Below are 25,408 nucleotides of genomic sequence, written 5' to 3' on the forward strand. Positions count from 1 at the left end.
GTCGTAACAGCCTAGTAGCACAATACCACCAAGGAACCCGTCGGACTGCGACTTCGACCCTGAAGCCCAGCAGTATCGAGTGATACCCACATAAAGTGCTAAAGTGCATGGTGTGGTATTAGAACGCCTAACAAAGAGGAATGTTGCCGTGCTAGAAGCATATCGTAAACACGTCACAGAGCGTGCCGCAGAAGGTGTAGTCCCTAAACCACTGGATGCACAACAAGTTGCTCTATTAGTCAAACTCGTTGAAACCCCACCTGCAGGTGAAGAAGCCTTTATTCTTGATCTGCTTGAAAATCGAATTCCCCCAGGTGTTGATGAAGCGGCTTACGTAAAAGCAGCTTTCCTTGATGCTGTTGCTAAAGGCAAAGTGACATCGCCTATCTTATCGGCGGCGCGTGCTACTGAGCTACTTGGTACCATGCAAGGCGGTTACAACATTGAGCCGTTAATTGCGCAATTAGATAACCCAGCCTTAGCGCCGATAGCGGTTAAAGCTTTGTCACATACCTTGCTGATGTTTGACTCTTTCCATGATGTGATTGATAAGATGGACGCAGGTAATGGCTATGCTAAACAAGTCGTTGAAGCTTGGGCTAATGCCGATTGGTATTTAAGTCGTCCTAAATTGGCTGACAAGATTAGCCTTACTGTATTTAAAGTGTCGGGAGAAACTAACACTGATGATTTATCGCCAGCCCCTGATGCTTGGTCACGTCCAGATATTCCATTGCATGCCTTAGCTATGCTCAAGAACGCCCGCGATGGCATTGAGCCTGATGTGGCTGGCAGCGTTGGCCCGATTAAAAAAATTGATCAGCTAAAGAGCCAAGGTTTCCCTCTCGTGTACGTGGGTGACGTGGTGGGTACTGGTTCATCTCGTAAATCTGCCACTAACTCAGTGCTGTGGTTTATGGGCGATGATATTCCTTTCGTGCCGAACAAGCGTGCTGGTGGTTTCTGTTTGGGCGGTAAAATCGCGCCGATTTTCTTCAATACCATGGAAGATGCGGGCGCGCTGCCCATTGAGCTTGATGTTAGCTTGATGGAAATGGGCGATGTGATCGACATTTATCCGTACGCGGGTCAAGTTAAGCGTCACGGCACCAATGACGTAATTTCAAGCTTTAGCCTAAAAACTGACGTGTTACTGGATGAAGTGCGCGCTGGTGGCCGTATTCCGCTGATTATCGGCCGCGGTTTAACGGATAAAGCGCGTCAAGTATTAGGCCTTAAAGCCTCAGACGTTTTTGTGCGTCCACAAGATGTGGCTGATTCTGGCAAAGGTTATACCTTAGCGCAGAAGATGGTGGGTAAGGCCTGCGGCGTTGCTGGAGTGCGCCCTGGTCAATATTGTGAGCCTAAAATGGCATCTGTGGGCTCGCAAGATACCACAGGTCCTATGACTCGTGATGAGCTCAAAGACTTAGCCTGTTTAGGTTTTAGTGCCGATTTAACCATGCAGTCATTCTGCCATACAGCGGCCTATCCTAAGCCGATTGATGTTAATACTCACCATACATTGCCAGATTTCATTATGAATCGCGGCGGCGTGTCACTGCGCCCAGGCGATGGTGTTATTCACTCTTGGTTGAACCGTATGTTATTGCCAGATACGGTAGGCACTGGCGGCGACTCACATACCCGCTTCCCGATTGGGATTTCATTCCCAGCAGGTTCTGGTTTAGTGGCGTTTGCGGCGGCAACCGGCGTTATGCCTCTTGATATGCCTGAGTCAGTATTAGTGCGTTTTACTGGCAAGATGCAGCCAGGTATTACGCTGCGCGACTTAGTCCATGCCATTCCATTAAAAGCCATTGAACTTGGCATGCTAACGGTTGAGAAGAAAGGAAAAGTCAACATCTTCTCTGGCCGCGTATTGGAAATTGAAGGTCTTGAAACCCTGAAAGTTGAGCAAGCCTTTGAATTATCTGATGCCTCGGCTGAGCGCTCGGCGGCAGGTTGCACCATTAAGCTGGATAAAGAGCCTATCATCGAATATCTCAACTCTAACATAGTCATGTTGAAGTGGATGATTGCCGAAGGCTATGGCGATCGCCGCACGATTGAACGCCGCATTAAGGCGATGGAAGAGTGGTTGGCTAACCCTGAACTTATGGTGGCTGATAGCGATGCTGAGTATGCCGCTGTGATTGAGATTGATCTTAATACCATCAAAGAGCCAATCTTATGTGCGCCGAACGATCCTGATGATGCCGTGCTGCTCTCAAGTGTGGCGCAAACTAAGATTGATGAAGTGTTTGTCGGCTCATGCATGACTAACATAGGTCACTTCCGCGCTACTGGTAAGATGCTGGATAAGTTTGCTAAAACGCTGCCAACTCGTTTATGGATAGCGCCGCCTACTAAGATGGATAGAGATCAACTGACGGAAGAAGGCTATTACGCCATCTTTGGTCGCGTGGGTGCTCGCATTGAAATCCCAGGTTGCTCATTATGTATGGGTAACCAAGCGCGAGTGGCAGAAGGCGCGACTGTAGTATCAACCTCTACACGTAACTTTCCTAACCGTTTAGGTACTGGCGCTAATGTGTATTTAGCATCGGCAGAGCTTGCTGCTGTGGCAGCCTTGCTGGGGCGTTTACCGTCAGTTGAAGAGTATCAAGTGTACGCTAAAGAGTTAAACGCAACAGCGGCCGACACTTATCGTTATTTGAACTTTGATCAGCTCGATAGTTATACCAAAAAAGCCGAGACAGTTATTTTTCAGTCAGCGGTATAAGCCTGCAATATAGATGTACGGCTTGGCCCTGAGTTATCGCTCAGGGCATTTATCCTGAACTCTAGCGGTTAATTAAGCTTGATATTCATTGAATACAGATCTAAAAAGCCAGCATTCGCTGGCTTTTTTATAAGCAACACTTAGCGGCATTATTGCGCCAGTGAATCGCTTTCAGTTTCTTTAGTGGCTGAGACATACAGATACAAGATCTCCAATAATTGATCTTCAAATCCAAAGCGTGTTTCTAAGGCATGAATTAAATTGGCGAGATCTTTATCGAGTGAGAATAATACTGTGTCATCTTCTGCTTCAGCGTATTTATCGCTGAAATCGAGAATATCATCTGTGGTGTTGTGAATTTTCGGCAGTAATTTACTGACTAAATCGCGGCTTTGTTGGCCGTGTTGTTCGCAAGCCGATACCATATGGCTATAAACATCAAAATGGCCTTCAGAAACATAATCGACAATCAGGGCGCAAAATTGATTTACTTGTGGAAGATTGGGTAAACAGGATTTTGATTGATAAGGCGCACAGCCGGCGAGCTTGCAATAACTGACCAATAGATTGCGTCTATGCCCAAGCCATTGATCAATAAGCTTATCTGCTCCGCCCCATTCCTTTTCAGCTATTTCTAACTTGGTTAGCATGACCTTGCCTCATCTATTTTTACCTTAGTTCTTAATGTATGTAAGCAATTAGGAATGATCAACTGTTTTTATTAAGCGCGGGCAGTTTTAATACTTTCTTCATCAAATATTCAAACACCCAAATAAACGCCAGCCAATAAAAAACCCTGCAACGACGGAATCATTGCAGGGCAAATAATTTGTGAACTTAGGGGCTCGATACAGCGAGCTTCTTGATTGTTCTTGCTAGCGCACATTTTTTATAACAGATGGACGCAAAATCCGCAACTTTTTTATGGTAAATAAGGCGCTATCGACTTAAAAATGTGAATCAGCAACATTAACCAGCATGCCTGAGTATGTTTGGCGCACAGGAAAATATCTGGGCATGCTAAGGTGAAGCTCACAGAAATGATCCTTCTGAGGTTACTTTATTCATGTAAATGCTAAACTAGCGCCTCAGTAATTTAACAAGTGTAGGAAGCAAGCCAGATGGCAGAGTTAAAGAATGATCGTTATTTGCGCGCGTTATTGAAGCAGCCTGTTGATATGACGCCGGTATGGATGATGCGTCAAGCCGGACGTTACTTACCAGAATATAAAGCTACGCGCGCGCAAGCCGGTGACTTTATGTCGTTATGTCGTAATGCTGATTTGGCTTGTGAAGTAACTTTGCAACCTTTGCGTCGTTATAAGTTAGATGCCGCCATTTTATTTTCTGATATCTTGACCGTACCTGATGCCATGGGCTTAGGCTTGTATTTTGAGACTGGTGAAGGCCCACGTTTTTCGCGCCCAACCGACACCTTAGAAGCCATTAAGAAGCTCGGAATTCCTGATCCAGAAGATGAATTAGGCTATGTGATGAATGCGGTGAAAACCATTCGTCGCGAATTAAAAGGTGAAGTACCGTTAATCGGCTTCTCAGGTTCACCTTGGACATTGGCCACTTACATGGTTGAAGGTGGTTCCAGCAAAGTATTTGAAAAGATTAAGCGCATGATGTACGCCGAGCCAATGGCGTTACATATGTTATTAGATAAGTTAGCAGATTCAGTGATCTTGTATCTGAATGCTCAAGTTGCTAACGGCGCGCAATCTTTGATGATTTTCGATTCGTGGGGCGGCGCGTTATCGCACGCAGCGTATCGTGAATTCTCACTGCGTTATATGCAGAAGATAGTTGATGGTTTGACCCGTCATGCCGATGGCCGTCAAGTTCCTGTCACCTTATTCACTAAGGGCGGCGGCTTATGGTTAGAGTCTATGGCTGAGACCGGTTGTGATGCCTTAGGCTTAGATTGGACAGTAGATATTGGTGATGCGCGTCGCCGCGTTGGTCACAAAGTGGCACTGCAAGGCAACATGGACCCATCTATGCTGTACGCACCTACTGGTCGTATTCGTGAAGAAGTATCTAACATCTTAGCTAGCTACGGTGAAGGTACTGGCCATGTGTTTAACTTAGGCCACGGTATCCATCAGCATGTTGATCCTGAGCATGCTGGCGCCTTTATTGAAGCCGTTCATGAATTATCAACTCCTTACCACAAGTAAGTCATTAAAAAGGTCCGCAAGGGCCTTTTTTTGTGCTTGTTTGGGGTGATGTTTCATAGGTTTTACTTTCAATCTCACTCTGTTATTGCATTAGGGCGCAGCCAAGAGCCAGGGTTTTAGGCGGCGCAAATTTATAGCCCACCCCCCACACGGTTTTGACTAATTCTTCCATGCCATCCACTTGCGCTAGCTTTGAGCGCAATGGATTAACGTGGGAATTGACAGTATGTTCATAGCCGCGGTGACTGTAGCCCCACACACTTTGCGGTAGCTGCATCCGACTAAACACTTGGTTGGGGTGCTGGGCCAAATGGGTGAGTAAATCAAACTCGCGCGCGGTTAAATTAAGTAGCTGCGAATCGAGTAGCACTTCGCGAGTATCAGTATTAATGGATACACCGCCAAATTGCAGCTGCGAGCCACTAGGCGCTTTGGGCTCGCTACTATGCTGGCGCAGTCTTGCGCGAATACGCGCGGAAAATTCTAACGCCGAAAGGGCCATTTCTAAGCAATCATCGGCGCCAGATTCTAGTGCCAATACAGTTTCAGCTTCGTTGCGTACTTCGGTCATAAAGATGAGCGGCAGAGTTAAGCCTAATTGGCGGCATTGACGAATGAGCATTAAGCCATCGTGTTGCTGCCAATATTTAGTGAGTATCAATAAGGAAACTTGCCCTTGCTGGCACAAGCTAATGACCTTGTTCCAAGAGTTGGCTTGCTGCAAGGTCAATCCCGCTAACTCAAGGGATTGACTGAGCTGCTGACATTTGTCGGTATTATTATGCAGTAACAAAATACTCATGCTTTTCTCAAACTCACTCATGCGGGCTTCCTTTTTCATGATCATAAAAGGTGTGGCCAGTAGACCTGTGAGCTGCAGATTTTATTGTGTGGGATTAATTATGTGGGACTTATTGCGGGTGATTTAAGAGATGGCAGATTTAAAAAACTCACCGTACTTTTAGCGTGAGTGCTTGGCTCATCGAGCAAAAGTACGGTGCAAGGCTGGTGGCTGCTTGGTTTACAACTAATTTCACTTAGTGCGCGACTAGTTAACGCGACTAATGCTGATGCGTGCCACTGGGTTATCAAAGCGATGGGAGGCATTTAACACAGAGTCGGTTAAGCCATCATCTTGAGATATCACCCCTTGGTGCACGCGCACAGCGTTATTATCTTCCCTCGCGGCATTAAAGCCTTCGCCATTATCGGCAGGGCCTGGGATTGTGCCTTTTTCTTCTGAGTTGGCTTCAGTGCCAGCATCATAAGCTAGGCTGCGAATTGTGACGCTCGCGCCCACAGCTAAATCGCTTAAATCAATATTGGCAACGCCGGTAAAGGCATCATTGGTATTAACTAGCATTGTGAGCACAGATAATTGCAAATCAGTGGTTGATGCGCCAACACTTAGCGTGATGGCAATGGTTTGGGTGCTGGTGGCGCCTGGTACTAAGGGGCCGCTGGCCACTATCACTCGACTCACCCCAGCCACTTGACTAAAGCTATTAGCATCGCCAGCTTCTGCCAAGGTTTCTAAGGGAAGGCTCGCAGGTTCTGCCACTATCCAAGGGCTTACACTTGCTTGGTGCAGCAGCGTGGATATGGGCGAGAACACTTGATTGGCGGTGAGGTTAGTCACTGTCACTGTATAGTTTTGTGGCGCTGGTGGAGTCGGTGGCGGTGGCGTAATAGGGGTATCATCACGGTTATGACAAGCGCTTAATATCAAGATTGAGCTTATGGCCAAAATAGTAAGTTTATTCATACTGACCTCGGTTACTTCACTGTGACTGTCATGCGCGCCACAGGGTTTAGCCATCTATGGATACGGCTATCAAGGTCGCTCACGCCGCCCGCGGCATCAAAATCCCCTAACACACCTGGGTGAATATGCACCTTGTCATTGCCAGATAAGTCATTAAGACCAGTACCATTAACGCCGCCATTGGCGCCAGGTGCTGCTGGAATACCTGCTACCCCAGAGGCGCCGCCGCCATTAATGATTTCATCATTAGCTTCTGTGCCAGCATCATAGGCATTGATATACACCTGATAAGTGCCAGCTTCGGTCGGGATTTTCCAGCTATCTAGACCGATAAAGGCATCATTGGTGGGCAGTACCATGGCGACTACCGATAAATACATAGCCTCGTTAGTTTCTAAATTGGCTTTATTGCTCATGCTACTGGGGGCAAGCAAACCGCCAGCAGGATTAGCTAATTTTGGATAACCCGCGCCATAAACAGCGGCTACTAAATCACTAATATCACCGCCTTCGGCCATTTTTTGGAGTGCTGAAGATGCATCCTCACCTGAGCGAAACAAGGCAATATCATCGTCATGGGCGGCAATTAAAATCGGGGTGAAGTGATTGCCATTGGTGAGGTTAGTCATAGTAATTTCTAATTGCGCGGCTTGCGCGCTCATGGCCATGGCGCTAATAGCAAGTGCGCTAGCGGTTAAGCTGCCAATCATAAGCGTGCTTAAGGCTTTTGGCTGAGGGAGTGATTTTGCTGACATATAAGCTCCATAATTAGGGGAATGATTAACCTTATTGAGCTTTAACCTTATTTCTCACCTGAAAGTCGCCTATTTATCACGATTTCATCACGTTTAATGGGACAAGTTACTCAGCATCTAAGGGAATAATAAATGTCATTAACGATAAAATTCGCAGGTAAAGCTGTGGCAAGCTTGAGATAGCCAATGCTTTGTGTCAGCTTGGTGGATAAATAAACAGCGGCTAGATGAACACATGGATGAATTTAATCAAAAAGTCGTGCTAGTCACTGGCGCCTCAGAAGGCATTGGCCGCGCGCTCTGTCAGCAATTAGCGGCCAAAGGCGCGCGTTTAGTGTTAGTTGCCCGTAATCGGCAGCGCTTAGAGGAATTAGCCGCTGAGCTTAAGGGCGAGCATTTAGTGCTGAGCGCCGATTTAAGTGATGCTTTACAGTGTCAGCAGGTGATACTTGATGCCATTAATCATTATCAGCGCTTAGATATCTTGATTAATAACGCTGGCATTACCATGTGGTCGCGCTTTGATGAGCTTCAAGATCTCGCCATTCTTGAGCGCTTAATGACAGTAAATTTTATGGCGCCCGCCTATTTAACCCATGCAGCGCTTCCTGCGCTTAAACAAAGTCGCGGGCAAATCGTAGTAGTGTCGTCGCTCGCTGGAATAACAGGCGTGCCGACTCGCAGTGGTTACTGCGCCTCCAAACATGCAGTGATGGGCTTTTTTGATGCACTGCGAATTGAGCTTATTGATCATGGCGTCGCAGTTACCATATTGTGCCCAGATTTTGTGGTCTCACAAATCCATAAGCGCGCTATTGGTCATGATGGTAAGACGCTCGGGGTAAGCCCAATGAAGGAAGATAAAATCATGACTAGCGCTGAGTGCGCCGCCCTTATGCTGCCTGCCATAGCAGCGCGAAAGCGCTTACTTATTATGTCGCGGCGCGGCAGACTTGGGCGCTGGCTTAAACTTATTAAGCCGCAGTGGATTGATAAGCTAGCTAAAAAGGCGATTAAATCTGGGCATTAGCGGTTATTAAGTAACTCTTTTTGGCATAAAAAAACCAGCTGCCGCTGGTTTTTACTTAATCACTTTACATACAAGCTAAGCCTATAAAGGAGTTAGCCTTGTCGTTCGCGTTTAATGGCGCGGTGGGCGATATCGGTGCGAAAGTACACATCATCCCAATGAATGGCATCAACTAGCTCATAAGCGGCGCGCTGCGCTGAGGTGACTGAGTTGCCAAGCGCAGTGGCGCATAATACGCGCCCGCCATTAGTGACCACGTGACCATTATTAAGCTCAGTGCCAGCATGAAATACCTTGCCGTCATTATTGCCTAAGGTGAGGCCTGCAATCACATCGCCTTTGCGATAATCATCAGGATAACCGCCAGCGGCTAATACCACGCCAACGGCGGGGCGTGGGTCAAATTCAGCGCTGAATTTATCAAGCTCACCACGGGTGGCGGCTAAACATAATTGCACCAGATCCGATTGCAAACGCATCATAATCGGCTGCGTTTCTGGGTCACCAAAGCGGCAGTTATATTCTAATACTTTGGCGCTGCCATCGGGCGCTATCATTAGGCCTGCGTATAAAAAGCCAGTATAAACATTGCCTTCAGCAGCCATGCCATCCACAGTTGGGCGAATGACATGCTCTATGGTCCAGTCGTGCACCGCTTGAGTCACTACTGGCGCTGGTGAATAGGCACCCATGCCGCCAGTGTTCGGGCCAAAGTCGCCGTTATCGCGGGCTTTATGATCTTGACTGGTGGCCATAGCCAGAATATTTTTACCGTCAACCATGACGATAAAGCTTGCTTCTTCGCCGTGCAGAAACTCTTCAATAACCACCCGCGAGCCCGCTTCACCAAACTTATTACCTGCTAGCATGTCATCAATGGCTGCATCAGCTTCAGCTTCTGTTTGCGCGATAATTACGCCTTTACCGGCGGCTAAACCATCGGCCTTGATCACGACCGGATAACCAGTCGTTGACGTTAATTCCCGCACATAGGCTTTAGCATCGCTAATCACAGTACAGTTTTTATAGCCAGCGGTTGGGATCTGGTGGCGCGCTAAAAAATCTTTAGTGAAGGCTTTAGAACCTTCAAGCTGAGCGGCCGCTTTGGTTGGGCCAAATACGGCTAAACCTGCAGCATTAAAAGCATCAACCACACCAAGCACTAATGGCGCTTCTGGGCCAACAATGGTGAGCTCAATGGCGTGAGTCTTAGCAAATTCCAGCAGGGCAGGGATGTCGGTGGCACTAATAGCCACGTTTTCAACATTCGGCTCTAAGGCTGTGCCAGCATTACCTGGGGCCACAAATACGGTTTCTACTTGGGCTGACTGCGCAGCTTTCCACGCTAAGGCATGTTCGCGGCCACCGCCACCTATGATCAATACTTTCATGGTTACACTCCCACAAATCAAAATAGGTAAGGCCCTAATCACTAGGGTCGAAGATGTAGATTAAGCGCTGTGTTAGTGACGGAAATGACGCATTCCGGTAAACACCATAGCCATACCATGCTCATCGGCAGCGGCAATAATCTCGTTATCGCGCATTGAGCCACCTGGCTGGATAATGCAGCTAATGCCAGCGGCGGCTGCTGCATCTATACCATCACGAAATGGAAAGAAGGCATCGGATGCCATGACTGAGTTCACCACTTCTAGCCCTTCATCGGCCGCTTTAATGCCAGCGATTTTAGCGCTGTATACGCGGCTCATTTGGCCTGCGCCCACGCCTATGGTCATGCCATCTTTGGCATAAACTATGGCGTTAGATTTAACGAACTTGGCCACTTTCCAGCAAAAGAGTAAGTCTTTTAATTCGCTAGCGGTTGGTTGGCGCTTTGACACTATCTTAATATCATCTAAGCCGATATGGCCTTGATCTCTGTCTTGCACCAGTAAGCCACCATTGACGCGCTTGTAATCTAAGCCTTGAGTGGCTGACTGCCATTGACCGCATTTTAATAAACGCACATTGGCTTTAGCAGCCACTACATCACGGGCGGCTTGGCTAACGCTTGGGGCAATAATCACTTCAACAAACTGACGCTCAACAATAGCGCTGGCAGTGGCTGCATCTAACTCACGGTTAAAGGCGATAATGCCGCCAAAGGCTGAGGTTGGGTCAGTTTTATAAGCGCGGTTATAGGCTTCAAGTAAGTCTTCACCTAATGCTACGCCGCACGGGTTGGCGTGTTTAACGATAACGCAGGCTGGCTCTGAGAATTCTTTAACGCACTCAAGGGCAGCATCAGTATCGGCGATATTGTTATACGACAATGCCTTGCCTTGCAGTTGCACGGCGGTTGCCACCGATGCTTCGTCAATCTTAGTATCCACATAGAAAGCGGCGGTTTGATGGCTGTTTTCGCCATAACGCAAATCTTGTTTTTTGATTAATTGGGTATTGAAAGTGCGTGGGAACTTAGAATCCGCTAAGCACTCATCTTGGCTATGGGCTGGCACCATAGTGCCAAAATAGTTGGCTATCATGCCATCGTAAGCGGCCGTGTGTTCAAAGGCGGCAATGGCTAAATCAAAACGGGTTGCTAAGGTGGTGCTACCTTGGTTGGCCTGCATTTCTGCAATCACGCGATCATAGTCATGAGCGTTTACCACTATGGTAGTGTCTTTATGGTTTTTCGCGGTTGAGCGCACCATAGTTGGGCCGCCAATGTCGATGTTCTCTATGGCATCGGCCAAGGTGCAACCGGCTTTCGCCACAGTTTCAGCAAAGGGATATAAGTTAACGGCGACTAAGTCGATGGCTTGAATGTGGTTTTGTGCCATCACTTGCTCATCAATACCGCGGCGCGCCAAAATGCCGCCATGCACTTTCGGGTGCAGGGTTTTAACGCGACCATCCATAATTTCAGGATGACCTGTGTAATCAGACACTTCAATCACAGGAATGCCATTGTCGGCCAGTAAGCGGGCAGTACCGCCAGTAGAAAGTAATTCAACACCTTGCGCATGCAGTGCTTTTGCGAATTCAAGAATACCAGTTTTGTCAGAAACGCTAAGTAGCGCGCGGCGAATAGGTCTATGAGTCGTCATTTGGGTACAGGGTCCAGTGTTATTAGCTTTATGGAGGAGTTATTCACTGTGTTGCAGTGAGCTTCAAGGTTCTTTTGCAACACCACTGACCTTGATGGTGTTGCAAAAGCGCCCTGAGTTTGTGCCCGAAGATCGCGCCCTAGTCTCTGTGGCGCGTATTTTATATCAAGAGCCTAAGGCTTAGGGTTTTTATGTGTAATTTCACAATATTGCTAAGCGAACAGATAAAAAATCAGAAGAGGCTTGACCTTGTATCTAACTCCAAGGTTTATACTCGCCTTAAGTTGCTACAGGTGTGGATTGAGACATGTATAAGATTGGCGAATTGGCGAGTGAATGCCAAATCAAAACCGACACACTGAGATTTTATGAAAAACATGGGTTGTTAACCCCAAGCGTGCGCTCTGACTCTGGCTATCGTTTTTATACCGACAAGGACGCTGAGCGCTTAAAGTTTATTTTGCGCGCCAAAGCTGTGGGATTCACCTTATCTGAAATCAACGAGTTGCTGTCAATTGAGCTAGATAAAGCCAATTGGCAATGCGTTGACGTTAAGGCGCTGGTAGACAGTAAACTCACTCAAGTGGTTGCCAAAATTGCCGAGCTGCAAAAGTTTCGTGATTCGTTAAAACGCTTATCAGATTCTTGTTGCGGTGGTCCTGAAAGCGCTGAATGTTGCTCGATTCTGGAAGCGCTGGAATCTGCTACTGGCGAAATTAAACCTGAAATTCATGGCCATTGTTGCCAGACTCCCCCCATAGCTGGCAAGGACAGTTAATATGCTATTAGAAAACTTCTTACACCTCTTTTTAGAATCAGCCCCTTGGCTATTACTTGGCTTGTTTTTGGCCGGTTTATTAAGCGTCTTTGTGCCTATGAGCTGGATGCACAAGCAGCTTGGCGGTCACGGTTTAAAAGCCACAGTTAAAGCCGCGTTATTAGGTGCGCCGCTGCCGTTATGCTCGTGCGGAGTGATTCCTGCGGCCGTAGGTTTACGCCGCGCTGGGGCCTCAAAAGCGGCCACTACGTCATTTTTAGTGTCTACCCCAGAAACGGGGGTGGATTCTGTGAGCGTGTCTTATGTGCTGCTCGGCCCATTTATGGCGATAGTGCGGCCGATAGTTGCCGTGATCAGCGCTATTGTGGCGGGTTTATTGGTTGGCCGCGATGAAGATGATGGCGAACCTGCCGTTAAGCAGGCGGCATCAGATAAACCAGCAGTAAAAGCGGCGGCTATGTCATTTACTCCTGCCCCAGCCTGCGCCAGTTTATTGGTTGAGCCAATCAAAGCCGTATCCAGTTGCTGTCAAACAGTGGCTCCTAAGGTTGAAAGCGTATCGTCTTGCTGCCAGAGCGCGGCGCCTAAAGCGCACACTGTTAGCGATAGCTGCAGTGCTACTAAGCCTGCGTCGCACGCACATGCTCATCAACAAGATAAGCAAACTAATGCGGCATCAAGTTGCTGTAGTACGACGGCGGCCGATGGCTTGCCAGACAATTTATCTGTGTTTGATAAAGCCATTAAAGGTTTAGTCTTTGCGGCAACCGACTTAGTGCGCGATACCACAGTATGGTTATTAGTGGGTCTATTCTTTGCGGCCTTAGTACAAACCTATGTTCCAGCTGACTTCTTACTGAAATGGGGCGATGGCGTACTTGCCATGCTAGTCATGATGTTAGTGTCTGTGCCTATGTATATTTGCGCCACCGCATCAACTCCTATCGCCGCAGGTTTGTTACTCGCAGGTTTATCTCCTGGCGCGGTATTAGTGTTTATGTTGGCAGGCCCAGCCACAAATATCGCAACCTTAGGGGTAGTGATTAAAGAGCTCGGAAAGCGCGCGTTATATGCGTACCTCACTGGCGTGCTTGGCGTGGCTTTTGTCGCAGGCTTAGTCGTTAACTATGTGGTTGAGCGATTTAACATCCAAGTAATGCCACAAATTGGTGAACATCACCAGCTGTTGCCTGAGTGGATAGTTGCCAGCAGCGGCTTGTTATTGGGCTTCTTAATGCTGCGGGTTTTATGGCAAAAGCTGCCATTTGCCAATAAGCATAAAGATTGCTGCTCGTAAGCCTCAGGATGTAAAGCGTTAGCCCGCGACTTGGTGTAAAACCGCGGTTTGATGTTTGCTAGCTACAAGACTAAAAGCGCCTTTTGAGAGGCGCTTTTTTGTTGGCTAGAAATTAAGCTTGAGTTGCTCGCTTGGTTGTGGTCAGTTAGGGATAACTTAAGGCTAACTCAGGACAAATTATGGAATTACTAATAGTGGGCGTGCTGATATGGGCTGGCGTGCATTTATCCCTCGCCGCCGCGCCTAATATAACTCAAGGCCTAAAGCAGTCGCTCGGGGCTAAGCGCTTTAAAGCGATGTTTGCGAGTTTAATCATCCTAGGTTTAGCCTGTATTATCATAGGCTGGCGCTCAAGTACGCCAAGTGTTTACTGGTATTTTTCATGGGCGCCGCACTTAACCGCACTCTTAATGCTGCTGGCATTTATTGTGTTTGGCACGTCCATGTATCCCTCTCGCCTGCGATGCGTTATTCGCCACCCTATGTTAAGTGCCGTCATTATTTGGGCTGGCGCGCATTTATTAGCCAATGGCGATAGCCGCGCGTTGGTGTTATTTGCAGGGCTTGGTCTGTGGGCACTCATTGAAATCCTATTAATTAATCGCCGCGATGGTGACTACGCCCCCAAAGCGCCAGGTTCGTGGCTTAGGGAAATCCGCGGGCTTACGATTTCCATTGTGCTTTTTGCCGTCACTGTATTCTTACACCCTTATTTTGCAGGGGTTAGCGTCGCTAATTGAGTAGGCTCACTGTCACACAAGTTGCCCGCATGTTCATACAGCCACTGGGTTTTGGTGCTGTTGGCAGCATAGCGCCAGTCTTGCATGGCCGAGATTTTATCTAGCACAAGATAGGCTGTTTGCAGTGACTGGGTATCCAGCTCATTATGTTTGTTATTGATAGCAAATGAAATTTCAGCCAATAGCGGGGATGATTGCGCCTTATCGCGCCACAAGGTGAGGCTAAATTTAAGCTTATGCTCGCCAAGTTTAAGGCTGACACCACTAAACACCGCTTGCTGTAAGTCAGTGTGACTTAAGGGGTATAGCGCTTGCTCACCTAAGGTTTGCGACGCCAAAGTTTGTGACGCTAAGGTTTGAAACTGGGCCATGCGCGCTAATGCTGGAAACTGCTGCTGCAACTGATTGAGGTTGGCAGGAATAGCGTTATTGAGCTGCGATTGAGTGGCGCTATATATGGTATGTATGCTTGGGGTCGCAAGCACATCGGCTTGTAGTTCGCCGCTTGCCATCAGGCTTGAATGGCTAACAGATTGCGGACTGAGCCCTCTTAGTTTTAAGGTGAGCTGCTCTTGCTGTTTATGTTGGCGATGGCGCAGCAACAAGCCTTGAGATTTTAACCGGCAACCCTTGGTATCGTAAAAATTAATCGGGCCAGAATCTGTGAGGGTGAGCTTTCCTTGCAACTCACCAAATTGGGCTAATTGACTGGTTAAGGCGTGTTGATAGTTGGCGATGGCCGCATCGGTGGTAAACGCAGTAACTGCTAATAACTGTTTAAACTCGTAGGAACTTGGCTTCGTATCATGAGTGGCAAAACTTGGGGCGGCGCAAAGGGTAACGCTTAGTGCTAACAGTCCAAGAGGTAATCGAATCAATCCACTCATAGTGCGTCATCCTCTGAAGTCCTGAGCCAATCAATTGGCTTTGGCGATTTAAAAAGGGGTAAGCTTAGTCATTATTGAATCTCGACACGATTAAGCTTTCTTTAATTCTATGGCAGATGCCATGATTTAGTAGGCTTGATTGGATAGTTAATCTTGGGGACGCAAACTATGGCGTGGCACATTGCAAAATTTGAGCACTTATCAGTACAAACCTTATATCAAATCTTAAAGCTTAGAGTCGATGTGTTCGTCGTCGAGCAAGCCTGCGCTTACCCTGAGCTTGATGGTAAAGATTGCTTGGATGATAGCCGCCATGTTTGGTTTCAAAGTGAGGTTGGCGATATCTTAGCTTATGCCCGTATTTTACCTGCGGGCGCCAGTTATCTGCATCCTGCCATTGGCCGCGTTATCGTAGCCTCGGCCTCGCGCGGTAAAGGTTTAGCCCAAGAGTTAATGCAGCTTGCGGTGGCTTATTGCCAACAAACTTGGCCGGGAAAACCGGTAGATATTGGCGCGCAGCATCACTTACTGGCTTTCTATCAAGGGATAGGTTTTGAAGCGATTTCAGAAGTGTATTTAGAAGATGGTATTCCCCATATCGACATGCGCTTGCAGCCTTAGGCTGGTAAGCGCTGCCCAAATCAAAGCGGTAAAGCGATTAAGCGATAAACGCTAGATGCTCAACTATGAGCATCTAGCACTGCGCAACATCATCTAGCCTTTCATCATCAGCTCTTGCGTCATCAACCCCTTACTCGCAATCATCCTAAGTTAGGACTGTAAATGGATTTGCGAATAGGGCAGGCCAGTGAAATATTGGCCTATTTGAGGCTATGCAATAAGGCTAAATTCACCTGATATTTGCTGTGATAGTAATGGCTGGTTTTCACAAAATAACGCACGCCAAGTTCTATGCCGACATTGGTGAGATTATTTATCCCCACTTGAAAATCAGGCTGTTTACTCACTAATTCCGACTGCTGCAAACTGGCGTTTAGTAGCGCAATCACAGCTTCGACATCATGCTCGACGCTCACAGTAAATTGGCTTTCTACCAAGCGATAATCAAATGAGTTATGCAGTACATCGCCAATAATCATCTTGTTGGGGATACTGATTTGCTCGCCATCTTCATTAATCAGAATAGTGGCGCCGAGGCGAATATCCTTCACTATGCCGTTAATGCTTTTAATTTCTATGGTGTTACCTATTATAAAGGGGCGCGTGACTATTAAAGTGACACCGGCCGCGTAATTTGACAGCATGCCTTGAATCGCAAGGCAGGCGCCTAATGAGGCCGCACCAATCGCCGCCACCATAGGGGTAATGCTAATACCAAGCTTACCCATAACTATTATGACCACCATCACAATCACAATAATGCGCACTAGGTTGCTGACAAAATTGCCTAAGGTGACATCTATCTTATGTTTTTAAAATTGACGGGTAATCAATTTGGCGAGCTTGTTAGCCAGCCACAGCCCCAATAAGAAAATGATACCAGCGCCTATCAGTTGAAAACTGTAGCGCACTAAAAACTCATTGATGTATTGTTACACACCTTGCAGTTGTGCCAATTCCTGCTCTAGCTGATCCTTTGCCATGCTAGCTCCTATGTAATTGGCTGTGTTTACGTTTTACTGTGATGTTAACACAAATGTTAAGTGATCTTAGTCGCGTTTTTAGGCCAGCTTTAATGGTGAACTCATGGGAGTAAGGTATGTTTAGCTGTCGATGCTCTCAAAGGAATTTAGCTATGTTAAAGCGGATTTGTGCCTTAAGTTTATTGTGCGTGAGTCAGTGGGCTATGGCCGCTGAATTAAGCCAAGGAAGTACAGTGGTTGCCACCAGTTTGTTAGATCAGCATGAACAAGTGCAACAGATCTCAAGCGAAAGTCGCTATGTGTTATTTAGTCGCGGCATGAAAGGCGGCGAGTTGATCCAAGCAGCATTTGAGCAATCCCCTGAAATAGCCAAATCGAATCAAGTGCTATATGTGGCGGATATTAGCGGTATGCCAGGTTTAATTGCTAAGTTTGTGGCCATTCCGCGGATGCAGGAATTAGCCTATACGGTCGCGCTTGATAGAGAAGGCCAGCAAACTACCGATTTCCCAGCCGAAAAAGATAAAGCCACCATTATCACCCTTAACAACTTAGTAGTGACTGACATTCAGTTTGTCGATAGCAGTGATGCTATCGTGCAAAGCGTCAAACTCTAATGACAAGGCACCATTAACCATGGCGTTAATGGTGCCTCATCAAGGGCTTTTTTAAGCGGTTTCATGCTGCTTAAGTATAACCAGTAATTCTTCTTTTAACGCTAATTTACGCAGCTTCTTCGCACTTAATTCTTCAGCAAATTCAGCCGGATGCTTTTCAATATTATTGATCTCATGATCGAGTTGATTATGCTCATCAAAAATGCGCTGAAAATGATGATTGCTCACTTTAAGTTCAGAAATTAACTCTCGATATTGTGGAAACATAGTCACTTCCTATCTATTTACTGGGTTGTTAAGCATTACACTACGCTCGCTAAACATAGGTTTCAGTGATCTGGATCATAGTTTTGTTTCGCGTTGTTATCATTTTGCTGCGTAGCGGTTAATAGTTTGGCTTGGATTTTTGTGGGCAATATCACCAATCGCTGAATTCAGTTTTGTGATGATGCTAACTTTTAAGATGTGTTATCTTAGCTAATGTGTAAGATATTGGAATTTTCCTTCATAACGGTAAGAGGCTTTCAACATGGCTGATGTATTTCATCTAGGTTTGACTAAGCAAATGTTAGATGGTGCGAGTTTAGCTATCGTGCCAGGCGATCCAGAAAGAGTAAAACGCATTGCAGAAACTATGGAAAACCCAGTGTTTCTTGCAAGCCACAGAGAGTACACCAGTTATCTTGGCTATTTGAACGGCAAAGCCGTCGTCGTGTGCTCAACGGGTATCGGTGGCCCATCAACGTCAATTGCCGTTGAAGAATTAGCCCAATTGGGCGTGACTACCTTCTTGCGCGTTGGTACCACAGGCGCCATTCAGCCGCATGTGAATGTGGGCGATGTGATTGTGACGCAAGCGTCAGTGCGTTTAGATGGTGCTAGCTTGCATTTTGCGCCGATGGAATTCCCAGCGGTGGCTGATTTTACTTGTACTACCGCTATGGTGGCGGCGTGTCGTGATGCCGGTGTTGAGCCGCATGTGGGCATTACGGCTTCATCAGATACCTTCTACCCAGGCCAAGAGCGCTACGATACCGTAAGCGGCCGCGTAACGCGCCGTTTTAAAGGCTCAATGCAAGAATGGCAAGAAATGGGCGTACTGAACTACGAGATGGAGTCAGCGACCTTATTTACCATGTGTGCCTCACAAGGCTGGCGCGCTGCCTGCGTTGCGGGCGTTATCGTTAACCGCACTCAGCAAGAAATTCCTGACGAAGCCAGCATGAAAAAAACCGAATCTCATGCGGTTGGTATCGTCGTCGATGCCGCGCGTAAGCTGCTAGCATAATTGACTTAGCAAGAGAGCCGCGCTGACTAATTTAGTCAGCTGCTAGCATAAAAAAAACGCCATTACAGGCGTTTTTTTATTGGCTTAAATGAGCTAGCTTGGTGATTTATTTAATAGAACATGTGTAACGGTTGGTTAGGTATTGCTCCATTATTTAGACGGATTACCAAACAACCTAACCCAAAAACCATCTTTCTTCGCTGATTTTTGCCCTGAATCATCTAGTCGGTGTGTTGAGATCAAATTTTTTCATTACTACATTCGCTCCTTCGAATTTATCTAGATAGGCTAACTCTCAAAACATTAACTCCGTTAGGTGCTAGATATTGATTCAATGAATTTAAAAGCAATCTAAGATATTTTCGACGAGAGTAGTCCCTTACTTAACAATAAGTAACAGACTTTCATAATTATTTTTGTGATAAAAAAGCACACTTAACTCTTCTTGGCTAGAAAGTTTTCTGTTAAATACGATTAAATCAGACTCCTCATTTATGGTATGCCTCTAATTGCAATAGGTATTTTCTTTAGCCATTCACCAAAGTAGTAAGCGCTAGGCTTGTGCCTAAGATGCTAGGGTGGATTGTTTTGTCGTCAGGCATTTTTCTGTGCTTGTTACGAAAAGCTGTGGTGCGAGCTCATCTAAGAGGGGCGGTATTAATTACATTAGGCTGATTACATGGCATCCCGCATTGAGTCAGCAGGCATTGCCCCCAATGCGTTTTTTAGGGGCAATGCTATCCGTTGGATTGATTAGATTTTGCTATGTGTATCCCAGTTCATTACCTTGCCCTTGCTGGCGGTGCCGCCTGAGCCAGAATCATCAATTTGCCACATGTCCTTGGCAATGTTGTTGTCGCTCAGTAAATCTCTGGCCTTCTTAAGAGCATCGGCATCATAGGTGATGGTCGCATTACCACCACCATTGATTGTAAAGTCAAAGCTCGCATCTGCTTCACCAAAGGACCACTCACCGCTGCTAGACTGGACCGGATTGGCGAACACTATTGCGCCCTTAATATCACGATTACCCCCGCCGTTCATCTGGAAGGATTTCCCTGTAACGATAATCATGCCCTCGTAATCGAGGATATTTCCCGAGATAGTTAAATTACCCGCCACGACTAAGATACCAGCGCCGGTATTTTTACCTTTTAGGCTCAGGTCGCCTTGGTGGTAGGTTATTTTTGGTTTCTGTTCTGTTCCCATGTTACTGGGAGCAACACCCTTCTTAGGATTTGACGCATCCATGGCGGTCCACTCAGCTTTAATAGCAGCTATGTATTGCGCCATTTTTTCTGGATCACCAAAGGGATCGTCGAACTTGACCTCCTCAATGCCGCCTACATAGTTGTCTAAGCGTCCCTTATCTTTGATGTCGGTGACTATCATGTTCACGTTGTCAGCCGAGTTGGTTGCGATAGCTGGCCCACCGCTAGCACCGACTACTTGAAAATTGTTGCTGTTAGCGGTATCGAATTTTTTGATGTTACCTATGATGTTCATCGCGGCTAAGTTACCACCACCAGACCCTTTGGCATAAGTAATGGTTAAGCAGCGATTAACGCCTGAGTCGGCGATGTTGCCGCAGCTAACGATAGTGGCATTGTTATCCGCAAATTGCAGGCTAGTAATTTGCCAACTGGCGGTGACTTTACTGGTGCTGTCAGTTGGCGACAGTCTGGCCATGCTAGCGGTATTTTTACTCGCATTTATAGCCGTTAGGCAATCGTCCGATTTGCCCCAACTGGCGGCGTTGAGTGGATTATCAAGCCAGGTCACGGCATTGACTAGGCCTGTCTCTGCGGCCATAAAGGCCTCAGCTACTTGTTTTTCATTACTGGCCAGACGCTCACCGAGAAGAGATTGGCTTGAGCCTGCAACCCCGACTAAAGTAAGCACCAGTAAAAAAACTAGCCCTATGGCTAGTACTGCGCCTTGTTGTTTGTATTGCATACAATTCCCTTTATTGTGCAATCCATGAAAGTGATTGATTCATGGAATTAACTGGAAAATTTAACCGCCAAGACGTTGTTACGTACAGCGACGTTAAATTCGAGCAAGTGAATACGATTATCACTGCCGTTCGTTGAATTTATGCCTAGCGCGAGTCGCACCATCAAAGGACTAGCGCAAGAATGCCCCATATCTTTGGCTATGCATTGGCCTTTGAAACTGGCAATTTGCTCGGAAATAGCTTCGGCAACGCCGCCTACAGTGCGGGTTAATACGCCGGAGGCTAAGGTGTAGACTACATTCTGCGCTCCAACAGTGAGCGTAAGTATGCTGTTGCCGTTGGCGTCATCGACCTGGCTTACCGATGTTGCCGCCTGTACATCTGCGGCCAGCAAATCGCTGGTGAGAGAGATATCCCCTTGCAGCTGAGCAAAACGCTGAGTTTCGCTATAGGCCAAGTTGGCACTGACAAAAATTTGCGCGGCGCCCAACATCACAACCAACCCCAGTGAGAGGCTGATCATTAATTCAATCAGTGATAGTCCGGCTTGTCTTGTTTGGACGAATGTCACGGGAGTATGCATCATAGGCCTCCGATACTTGGGTATAGATCGACAGAGTAGCTAAACTGCGATGCCGCATCATTGGCGCCGAAACGAGCCTCGCCCCAGCTGACGGTAATGACATAGGTATTAGTGCTAGGTGTGTTGATAAGACTCAGGTTTAACCCCGGCAAGGTTTGGTTTGTGGCTGTTTGTTGCCAGTGGGCTAACCAGTCTTGTTGTAATTTATCTGATGTGAGCGGGGCGTCCATGGCCATATTACCCCACAGACGTTCAACGGCATCCATGGCGATCGCGCTGGCAATGCTGCGCTGGTAGGCAGAATGGCTGATTTGTAGTGTTTTGAGTTGCAGCGCGGCCATGCCTAGCACCCCGAAGGCGACGATAACGGCGGTAATTAACACCTCAATCAGTGAAAAACCTTGTTGGCGTTTTTGCTTGTGCATGAACATCTTCATACAGACCTGCCCTGACAACTGCCGCTAACTAGCTTGAGGGTGCCGCCGATCCCTGCCTGCAGTTGGCGCTGATAACCACCGTAGGTGATATCGATACAATTGGGTGAGCCGGCGCTGCGTCGTCCGCGTAAATCGAAACCGAGTTTGACGGCACTGACAGTGGTGCCTGTGGTGGTGTTATCTATCTCTTTAAGCACTGTGGTACCGGTTTTTACCTCGGCCTTCCAGCCCTTAACACCGCTGATGGTAACCTCGACGGTTGCCTGACGCTTGATAGCTTCAGAGCGGGCATAATGCATAGTGGCCAGCAGTTGGTTGGCCTGACTGCGCGCAGTGTTATCTCGGATCATATCCGCAAAAGAGGGCGCGCCGATGGCGGCTACAATCCCTATGATGGCGACCGTCACCATGAGTTCTACCAAGGTAAATCCCCGCTGACAGGCCGAGTATGCCTGATTCATTACTCGCTCCTTTATCATGGTTACCAACAAGTCGTAGGGGTTTGCGCTCCTGTGTGCGTCATTGTCATAGTGCTGCAAGTTGTGTCTTTATCTTGTGGTGATTTGGCGATGGCGCTTAAGGTATAGGTTCCAGCATTTAGCACTGTGGCCTTGACGCCGTAAAATCCGCCTGGAGAAGCAAACTCAACATCTTTGGCTATGGCGCTGCCAATATAAGTGTTGGTTGAGGTGTACTGACGTTCGAGACGTTGAGCCGCATTGATGAGTGCATCATGAGCATCTGTCCTGCGGGTCTTGAGTACATGTTCCTGATAAGAGGGCAGCGCAATACTTGCCAATATCGCTATGATGGCAACTGTGATCATCAGCTCTATCAAGGTAAAGCCACGGCTGCTCGTTTTGTTTGAATTTTTATGCATAACAACAACTTTGCAATTCATTACAAAACAATAACATACCCTATTTTTGAGATGTTCTCAACCGTGATAGTGGGATCTCTCTCTAAGAAGTTCACTATGGCAGGTAGCTGAATCAAAGTTAGTAACCCATTGGTGCGTTTCTCATTGCGCTAGTTTTTTGCAAGCCTTTCACCTAAGTAGTAATAGCTAGGCTTGTGCCATATAGTGCTAAGGGTATGATTGTTTTGTAGTCAGGCATTTTCGGCCTGCTTGTTGATGCCGTGCTTGTTGCTGTTGATAAGTGCGCAGTGCTTTTTACTGCAAGCGGTGTAAGCGGTTCTTAGGGTTAGGAGGTATGAGTATGGTGCAAGCGGAATTTCTGTGGCTCGGGGTGGGCATAGGTCTCATCTTGGCTGAGGTTATTGTTCCTGGGGGCATAGTGATTTTACTTGGGCTGGCTTGTCTTATCGTGGCGGCGGCCTTGGCACTTGGCTTAGTGGTTGGTGTCGCGCCGAGTTTTACCTTGTGGTTTATGGTCTCGATTGTATTGTTGCTGGGCTTTAGGCAAGTAACGCAAAAGCTGATTGGTGGCGATAAACATATAGATAATACCGATGAAGACTTAGATATTTACAATCAAACCGCTGTGGTGATTGCCGTCATTGGCCCGGGGGAATCCCAAGGGCGCATTGAGTTTCAAGGCAGTCAGTGGCCAGCATTAGGCGATGGCACTGTGATAGAGGTTGGCGCCAACGTACGGATAATTTGCCGTGAAAACATAGCCCTAGTAGTTGAACCGCTAGCGCCCGAACAAGCTGATTAAGGAGTGACAGATGCTAATTTTTACTGTGCTGTTTTTAGTGCTCATTTTTATCGTCTACAAATGGATTTTGATTGTGCCGATGCGCGACGTACATGTGATTGAGCGCTTAGGCAAGTTTAAAAGCGTGCTGTCCCCAGGCTTTCACTTCTTAATTCCTTTTATCGACCGAGTGGCCTATCGCCACGACACCCGCGAGCAAGTGCTAGATGTGCCGCCGCAATCTTGTATTTCTAAAGACAATACTCAGCTTGAGGTTGATGGATTAGTGTATCTCAAAGTCATGGATGGCAAAGAAGCTAGCTATGGCATTGAAAACTATCGCATGGCAGCAGTGAATTTAGCGCAAACCACTATGCGTTCCGAGATAGGTAAATTGACCTTAAGTGAAACCTTTTCTGAGCGCGATAAACTTAATGACTCCATAGTGCGCGAAATTGATAAGGCCTCGGCGCCTTGGGGCATTAAAGTGTTGCGCTATGAGCTTAAAAACATCACGCCTTCGCGTCATGTCATTCATACCCTTGAAAAACAAATGGAAGCTGAGCGGCGTAAACGCGCCGAAATCACCTTAGCCAATGCCGAAAAGGCGGCGATGATTAATCTGTCCGAAGGCGAACGCCAAGAGGCGATTAATATCTCTGAAGGCCAAAAGCAAAAACGTATTAATGAAGCTAAAGGCACGGCGCAAGAGATTAGTATTGTGGCTAATGCGCAGGCGCAAGGGCTTGCCATGGTAGGGGAAGCCCTGACTCATAGCGGCGCGCAAGCCGCCATGGATATGCAGCTTAAACAGCAGTTTATTAATGAGTTTGGCAAGGTGATTGCCATTGCCGATGTGGCCATAGTGCCAAGTGAGTTGGCTAAGATAGATGGCTTTTTTACTGGCATGGAGCAAGTGTCATCCACCATAGCGGCGCAGCAAGTTAAAGGGGGCAAAGCGTGAATCACTTAGATACCGACGCGTTAGTCATGGCGATTTGGGCGCTGCTATTTTTTATCGTAGTGGTTAAATTGTTCCAATCCATACGGTTAGTGCCAACCAAATCAGCCCATGTGGTTGAGCGCTTAGGTAAATACCACAGTACCTTAGATGCGGGCTTTCATGCCTTAGTGCCGTTTGTGGATAAGGTTGCCTATATTCACGACCTTAAAGAAGAAACTATCGATGTGCCGCCGCAAGAATGCTTTTCTAGCGATGAAGTCAATGTGGTGGTTGATGGCGTGATTTACATTTCAGTGGTGGACGCCGTTAAGGCCAGCTATGGGGTGATAGATTATCGCTACGCCGCCATTCAGTTAGCGCAAACGACTACGCGCTCTGTGATTGGCACCTTAGATTTAGACCGCACCTTTGAAGAGCGCGATGTGATATCGGCCAAAGTGGTGGAAGTGCTCGACCAAGCGGGCGCCAGTTGGGGCATTCGGGTGCATAGGTATGAGATTAAAAATATCTCGCCGCCAGAAACTGTGCGTAACGCCATGGAAATGCAAGTGAATGCCGAGCGTGAGCGCCGCGCCTTACTAGCAAAGAGTGAAGGCGACAAGCAAAGTAAGATTAATCGCTCTGAGGGCATTAAGGCTGAAATGGTGAATATCTCTGAGGGTGAAATGCAGCGGCGCATTAATGAAGCCGAAGGTCAGGCGGAGGAAATCTTGCAACTAGCGCGCGCCACGGCGGACTCCATTAAAACCTTGGCTTTAGCCATTGAGGCGCCGGGCGGCCAACAAGCGCTGCGCTTACAGTTAGCCGAGCAATATTTGCAGCAATTACAAGGCTTAGCTAAAGCGGGTACGCGGGTGGTATTACCTAAAGATCTGACCAATTTTGATCAATGGCTGCAAGGGCCTGATTTACGTAATTAATGCGATACATTTTTCTCGCAAATGACTTAAGGCGCGACATTACTATGTCGCGCTTTTTTTGCCGTGTATTAGTCATGGTTTAGCGCTAAAAAGTAAGCAAATGGGTTAAGGCGTCAACTCACCATCTCGCAGCCGCACGA

At 47.2% G+C, this 25,408-nt stretch carries 26 protein-coding genes and 1 pseudogene; 13 read left to right on the plus strand and 14 right to left on the minus strand.

The annotated features are described in order from the left end of the window. The first annotated feature begins 148 nt into the window (after nucleotides 1–148). The gene (gene acnB / locus AC1HDP_RS15045) at nucleotides 149–2,746 is read left to right on the plus strand and encodes a bifunctional aconitate hydratase 2/2-methylisocitrate dehydratase (protein ID WP_479639363.1); all 2,598 of its coding nucleotides are present in this window, start codon (nucleotides 149–151) and stop codon (nucleotides 2,744–2,746) included. 149 nt (nucleotides 2,747–2,895) lie between these two features. Here acnB and rsd read toward each other — a convergent pair whose 3' ends face one another. Further along, complete coding sequence (gene rsd / locus AC1HDP_RS15050) at nucleotides 2,896–3,396, minus strand: sigma D regulator (protein WP_479639364.1); 501 nt, start codon at nucleotides 3,394–3,396, stop codon at nucleotides 2,896–2,898. A 471-nt stretch (nucleotides 3,397–3,867) separates the two neighbouring features. On the opposite strand from rsd, the gene hemE reads away from it, so the two are divergent. After that, nucleotides 3,868–4,932: a uroporphyrinogen decarboxylase gene (gene hemE, locus AC1HDP_RS15055; RefSeq protein ID WP_479639365.1), complete on the plus strand. Its 1,065-nt coding sequence runs from the start codon at nucleotides 3,868–3,870 to the stop codon at nucleotides 4,930–4,932. 82 nt (nucleotides 4,933–5,014) lie between these two features. Here the strand turns inward: hemE and AC1HDP_RS15060 are convergent, their stop codons facing one another. From AC1HDP_RS15060 to AC1HDP_RS15070, 3 genes are all read right to left on the minus strand, one after another. Further along, nucleotides 5,015–5,755, minus strand: a complete 741-nt coding sequence (locus tag AC1HDP_RS15060) for a response regulator transcription factor (RefSeq protein WP_479639366.1) — start codon at nucleotides 5,753–5,755, stop codon at nucleotides 5,015–5,017. 225 nt (nucleotides 5,756–5,980) lie between these two features. Continuing rightward, nucleotides 5,981–6,697 (minus strand): spondin domain-containing protein, encoded by a 717-nt coding sequence (locus AC1HDP_RS15065; RefSeq protein ID WP_479639367.1) that lies wholly within the window; start codon nucleotides 6,695–6,697, stop codon nucleotides 5,981–5,983. A gap of 11 nt (nucleotides 6,698–6,708) precedes the next feature. Then, complete coding sequence (locus AC1HDP_RS15070) at nucleotides 6,709–7,407, minus strand: spondin domain-containing protein (protein WP_479639903.1); 699 nt, start codon at nucleotides 7,405–7,407, stop codon at nucleotides 6,709–6,711. 280 nt (nucleotides 7,408–7,687) lie between these two features. On the opposite strand from AC1HDP_RS15070, the gene AC1HDP_RS15075 reads away from it, so the two are divergent. After that, nucleotides 7,688–8,482: an SDR family oxidoreductase gene (locus tag AC1HDP_RS15075; RefSeq protein ID WP_479639368.1), complete on the plus strand. Its 795-nt coding sequence runs from the start codon at nucleotides 7,688–7,690 to the stop codon at nucleotides 8,480–8,482. Between the two features lie 92 nt (nucleotides 8,483–8,574). Here AC1HDP_RS15075 and purD read toward each other — a convergent pair whose 3' ends face one another. Both purD and purH read right to left on the minus strand, forming a co-directional pair. Continuing rightward, complete coding sequence (gene purD / locus AC1HDP_RS15080) at nucleotides 8,575–9,873, minus strand: phosphoribosylamine--glycine ligase (protein ID WP_479639369.1); 1,299 nt, start codon at nucleotides 9,871–9,873, stop codon at nucleotides 8,575–8,577. 72 nt (nucleotides 9,874–9,945) lie between these two features. Then, nucleotides 9,946–11,535 carry a bifunctional phosphoribosylaminoimidazolecarboxamide formyltransferase/IMP cyclohydrolase gene (gene purH / locus AC1HDP_RS15085; protein WP_479639370.1) on the minus strand — a complete coding sequence of 530 codons (1,590 nt, stop codon included), beginning with the start codon at nucleotides 11,533–11,535 and terminating at the stop codon, nucleotides 9,946–9,948. A gap of 16 nt (nucleotides 11,536–11,551) precedes the next feature. On the opposite strand from purH, the gene AC1HDP_RS15090 reads away from it, so the two are divergent. The 4 genes from AC1HDP_RS15090 to AC1HDP_RS15105 all read left to right on the plus strand — a co-directional run bounded on the left by AC1HDP_RS15090 (nucleotide 11,552) and on the right by AC1HDP_RS15105 (nucleotide 14,350). Then, the gene (locus AC1HDP_RS15090; RefSeq protein ID WP_479639371.1) at nucleotides 11,552–11,719 is read left to right on the plus strand and encodes a hypothetical protein; all 168 of its coding nucleotides are present in this window, start codon (nucleotides 11,552–11,554) and stop codon (nucleotides 11,717–11,719) included. A gap of 123 nt (nucleotides 11,720–11,842) precedes the next feature. Beyond that, entirely contained in the window at nucleotides 11,843–12,313 is a 471-nt protein-coding gene (gene zntR / locus AC1HDP_RS15095; protein WP_479639372.1) for a Zn(2+)-responsive transcriptional regulator, read from the plus strand. A gap of 1 nt (nucleotide 12,314) precedes the next feature. Further along, nucleotides 12,315–13,610: an SO_0444 family Cu/Zn efflux transporter gene (locus tag AC1HDP_RS15100; protein ID WP_479639373.1), complete on the plus strand. Its 1,296-nt coding sequence runs from the start codon at nucleotides 12,315–12,317 to the stop codon at nucleotides 13,608–13,610. 179 nt (nucleotides 13,611–13,789) lie between these two features. After that, on the plus strand, nucleotides 13,790–14,350 hold the full coding sequence (locus AC1HDP_RS15105; RefSeq protein ID WP_479639374.1) for an NnrU family protein: 561 nt from the start codon (nucleotides 13,790–13,792) through the stop codon (nucleotides 14,348–14,350). Here AC1HDP_RS15105 and AC1HDP_RS15110 read toward each other — a convergent pair. Beyond that, complete coding sequence (locus tag AC1HDP_RS15110) at nucleotides 14,320–15,237, minus strand: hypothetical protein (protein WP_479639375.1); 918 nt, start codon at nucleotides 15,235–15,237, stop codon at nucleotides 14,320–14,322. The two genes, AC1HDP_RS15105 and AC1HDP_RS15110, sit on opposite strands and share 31 nt — an antisense overlap. Before the next feature lie 168 nt (nucleotides 15,238–15,405). On the opposite strand from AC1HDP_RS15110, the gene AC1HDP_RS15115 reads away from it, so the two are divergent. Further along, entirely contained in the window at nucleotides 15,406–15,858 is a 453-nt protein-coding gene (locus tag AC1HDP_RS15115; RefSeq protein ID WP_479639376.1) for a GNAT family N-acetyltransferase, read from the plus strand. Between the two features lie 200 nt (nucleotides 15,859–16,058). Here AC1HDP_RS15115 and AC1HDP_RS15120 read toward each other — a convergent pair. Further along, nucleotides 16,059–16,784 (minus strand): annotated as a pseudogene (locus AC1HDP_RS15120) (mechanosensitive ion channel family protein). Nucleotides 16,785–16,993: 209 nt separating this feature from the next. On the opposite strand from AC1HDP_RS15120, the gene AC1HDP_RS15125 reads away from it, so the two are divergent. After that, a complete protein-coding gene (locus AC1HDP_RS15125; RefSeq protein WP_479639377.1) occupies nucleotides 16,994–17,458 on the plus strand; it encodes a hypothetical protein in 465 nt (154 codons plus the stop codon). 51 nt (nucleotides 17,459–17,509) lie between these two features. Here AC1HDP_RS15125 and AC1HDP_RS15130 read toward each other — a convergent pair whose 3' ends face one another. Next, on the minus strand, nucleotides 17,510–17,725 hold the full coding sequence (locus tag AC1HDP_RS15130; protein WP_140930678.1) for an HP1242/YdcH family protein: 216 nt from the start codon (nucleotides 17,723–17,725) through the stop codon (nucleotides 17,510–17,512). 262 nt (nucleotides 17,726–17,987) lie between these two features. Here AC1HDP_RS15130 and udp point away from each other — a divergent pair, with 262 nt between their 5' ends. Further along, complete coding sequence (udp, locus tag AC1HDP_RS15135) at nucleotides 17,988–18,746, plus strand: uridine phosphorylase (RefSeq protein ID WP_140930680.1); 759 nt, start codon at nucleotides 17,988–17,990, stop codon at nucleotides 18,744–18,746. Nucleotides 18,747–19,499: 753 nt separating this feature from the next. On the opposite strand, the gene AC1HDP_RS15140 is transcribed toward udp, so the two are convergent. The 5 genes from AC1HDP_RS15140 to AC1HDP_RS15160 are packed head-to-tail and all read right to left on the minus strand — an operon-like array spanning nucleotide 19,500 to nucleotide 22,603. Further along, the gene (locus AC1HDP_RS15140) at nucleotides 19,500–20,702 is read right to left on the minus strand and encodes a pilus assembly PilX family protein (RefSeq protein WP_479639378.1); all 1,203 of its coding nucleotides are present in this window, start codon (nucleotides 20,700–20,702) and stop codon (nucleotides 19,500–19,502) included. Nucleotides 20,703–20,749: 47 nt separating this feature from the next. Beyond that, nucleotides 20,750–21,289 (minus strand): PilW family protein, encoded by a 540-nt coding sequence (locus tag AC1HDP_RS15145; protein WP_479639379.1) that lies wholly within the window; start codon nucleotides 21,287–21,289, stop codon nucleotides 20,750–20,752. After that, nucleotides 21,286–21,723 (minus strand): type IV pilus modification protein PilV, encoded by a 438-nt coding sequence (gene pilV / locus AC1HDP_RS15150; protein ID WP_479639380.1) that lies wholly within the window; start codon nucleotides 21,721–21,723, stop codon nucleotides 21,286–21,288. The genes AC1HDP_RS15145 and pilV overlap by 4 nt, the downstream gene beginning before the upstream one ends. Continuing rightward, on the minus strand, nucleotides 21,720–22,184 hold the full coding sequence (locus AC1HDP_RS15155; protein ID WP_479639381.1) for a GspH/FimT family pseudopilin: 465 nt from the start codon (nucleotides 22,182–22,184) through the stop codon (nucleotides 21,720–21,722). Before AC1HDP_RS15155 ends, pilV begins: the two co-directional genes overlap by 4 nt. A gap of 20 nt (nucleotides 22,185–22,204) precedes the next feature. Next, a complete protein-coding gene (locus AC1HDP_RS15160) occupies nucleotides 22,205–22,603 on the minus strand; it encodes a type IV pilin protein (protein WP_479639382.1) in 399 nt (132 codons plus the stop codon). 334 nt (nucleotides 22,604–22,937) lie between these two features. Here AC1HDP_RS15160 and AC1HDP_RS15165 point away from each other — a divergent pair, with 334 nt between their 5' ends. The 3 genes from AC1HDP_RS15165 to AC1HDP_RS15175 are packed head-to-tail and all read left to right on the plus strand — an operon-like array spanning nucleotide 22,938 to nucleotide 25,268. Continuing rightward, nucleotides 22,938–23,405, plus strand: coding sequence for an NfeD family protein (locus AC1HDP_RS15165; protein ID WP_479639383.1), 468 nt, complete (start codon nucleotides 22,938–22,940; stop codon nucleotides 23,403–23,405). A gap of 10 nt (nucleotides 23,406–23,415) precedes the next feature. Beyond that, nucleotides 23,416–24,348 (plus strand): SPFH domain-containing protein, encoded by a 933-nt coding sequence (locus AC1HDP_RS15170; RefSeq protein ID WP_479639384.1) that lies wholly within the window; start codon nucleotides 23,416–23,418, stop codon nucleotides 24,346–24,348. 26 nt (nucleotides 24,349–24,374) lie between these two features. Beyond that, nucleotides 24,375–25,268 (plus strand): SPFH domain-containing protein, encoded by an 894-nt coding sequence (locus tag AC1HDP_RS15175; protein ID WP_479639904.1) that lies wholly within the window; start codon nucleotides 24,375–24,377, stop codon nucleotides 25,266–25,268. Nucleotides 25,269–25,408: the final 140 nt, after the last annotated feature.

The sequence above is a fragment of the Shewanella sp. ISS20 genome (assembly GCF_056522965.1).

Coding starts and splice junctions, on each gene's coding strand:
- AC1HDP_RS15170 (WP_479639384.1), top strand. CDS start 23,416: ATGCTAATTTTTACTGTGCTGTTTTTAGTGCTCATTTTTATCGTCTAC.
- udp (WP_140930680.1), top strand. CDS start 17,988: ATGGCTGATGTATTTCATCTAGGTTTGACTAAGCAAATGTTAGATGGT.
- AC1HDP_RS15075 (WP_479639368.1), top strand. CDS start 7,688: ATGGATGAATTTAATCAAAAAGTCGTGCTAGTCACTGGCGCCTCAGAA.
- hemE (WP_479639365.1), top strand. CDS start 3,868: ATGGCAGAGTTAAAGAATGATCGTTATTTGCGCGCGTTATTGAAGCAG.
- AC1HDP_RS15160 (WP_479639382.1), bottom strand. CDS start 22,603: ATGCATAAAAATTCAAACAAAACGAGCAGCCGTGGCTTTACCTTGATA.
- AC1HDP_RS15175 (WP_479639904.1), top strand. CDS start 24,375: ATGGCGATTTGGGCGCTGCTATTTTTTATCGTAGTGGTTAAATTGTTC.
- pilV (WP_479639380.1), bottom strand. CDS start 21,723: ATGAAGATGTTCATGCACAAGCAAAAACGCCAACAAGGTTTTTCACTG.
- AC1HDP_RS15165 (WP_479639383.1), top strand. CDS start 22,938: ATGAGTATGGTGCAAGCGGAATTTCTGTGGCTCGGGGTGGGCATAGGT.
- AC1HDP_RS15145 (WP_479639379.1), bottom strand. CDS start 21,289: ATGATGCATACTCCCGTGACATTCGTCCAAACAAGACAAGCCGGACTA.
- AC1HDP_RS15105 (WP_479639374.1), top strand. CDS start 13,790: ATGGAATTACTAATAGTGGGCGTGCTGATATGGGCTGGCGTGCATTTA.
- AC1HDP_RS15115 (WP_479639376.1), top strand. CDS start 15,406: ATGGCGTGGCACATTGCAAAATTTGAGCACTTATCAGTACAAACCTTA.
- AC1HDP_RS15155 (WP_479639381.1), bottom strand. CDS start 22,184: ATGAATCAGGCATACTCGGCCTGTCAGCGGGGATTTACCTTGGTAGAA.
- AC1HDP_RS15100 (WP_479639373.1), top strand. CDS start 12,315: ATGCTATTAGAAAACTTCTTACACCTCTTTTTAGAATCAGCCCCTTGG.
- rsd (WP_479639364.1), bottom strand. CDS start 3,396: ATGCTAACCAAGTTAGAAATAGCTGAAAAGGAATGGGGCGGAGCAGAT.
- AC1HDP_RS15140 (WP_479639378.1), bottom strand. CDS start 20,702: ATGCAATACAAACAACAAGGCGCAGTACTAGCCATAGGGCTAGTTTTT.
- AC1HDP_RS15130 (WP_140930678.1), bottom strand. CDS start 17,725: ATGTTTCCACAATATCGAGAGTTAATTTCTGAACTTAAAGTGAGCAAT.
- AC1HDP_RS15060 (WP_479639366.1), bottom strand. CDS start 5,755: ATGAGTGAGTTTGAGAAAAGCATGAGTATTTTGTTACTGCATAATAAT.
- purD (WP_479639369.1), bottom strand. CDS start 9,873: ATGAAAGTATTGATCATAGGTGGCGGTGGCCGCGAACATGCCTTAGCG.
- AC1HDP_RS15065 (WP_479639367.1), bottom strand. CDS start 6,697: ATGAATAAACTTACTATTTTGGCCATAAGCTCAATCTTGATATTAAGC.
- purH (WP_479639370.1), bottom strand. CDS start 11,535: ATGACGACTCATAGACCTATTCGCCGCGCGCTACTTAGCGTTTCTGAC.
- zntR (WP_479639372.1), top strand. CDS start 11,843: ATGTATAAGATTGGCGAATTGGCGAGTGAATGCCAAATCAAAACCGAC.
- AC1HDP_RS15125 (WP_479639377.1), top strand. CDS start 16,994: ATGTTAAAGCGGATTTGTGCCTTAAGTTTATTGTGCGTGAGTCAGTGG.
- AC1HDP_RS15070 (WP_479639903.1), bottom strand. CDS start 7,407: ATGATTGGCAGCTTAACCGCTAGCGCACTTGCTATTAGCGCCATGGCC.
- AC1HDP_RS15110 (WP_479639375.1), bottom strand. CDS start 15,237: ATGAGTGGATTGATTCGATTACCTCTTGGACTGTTAGCACTAAGCGTT.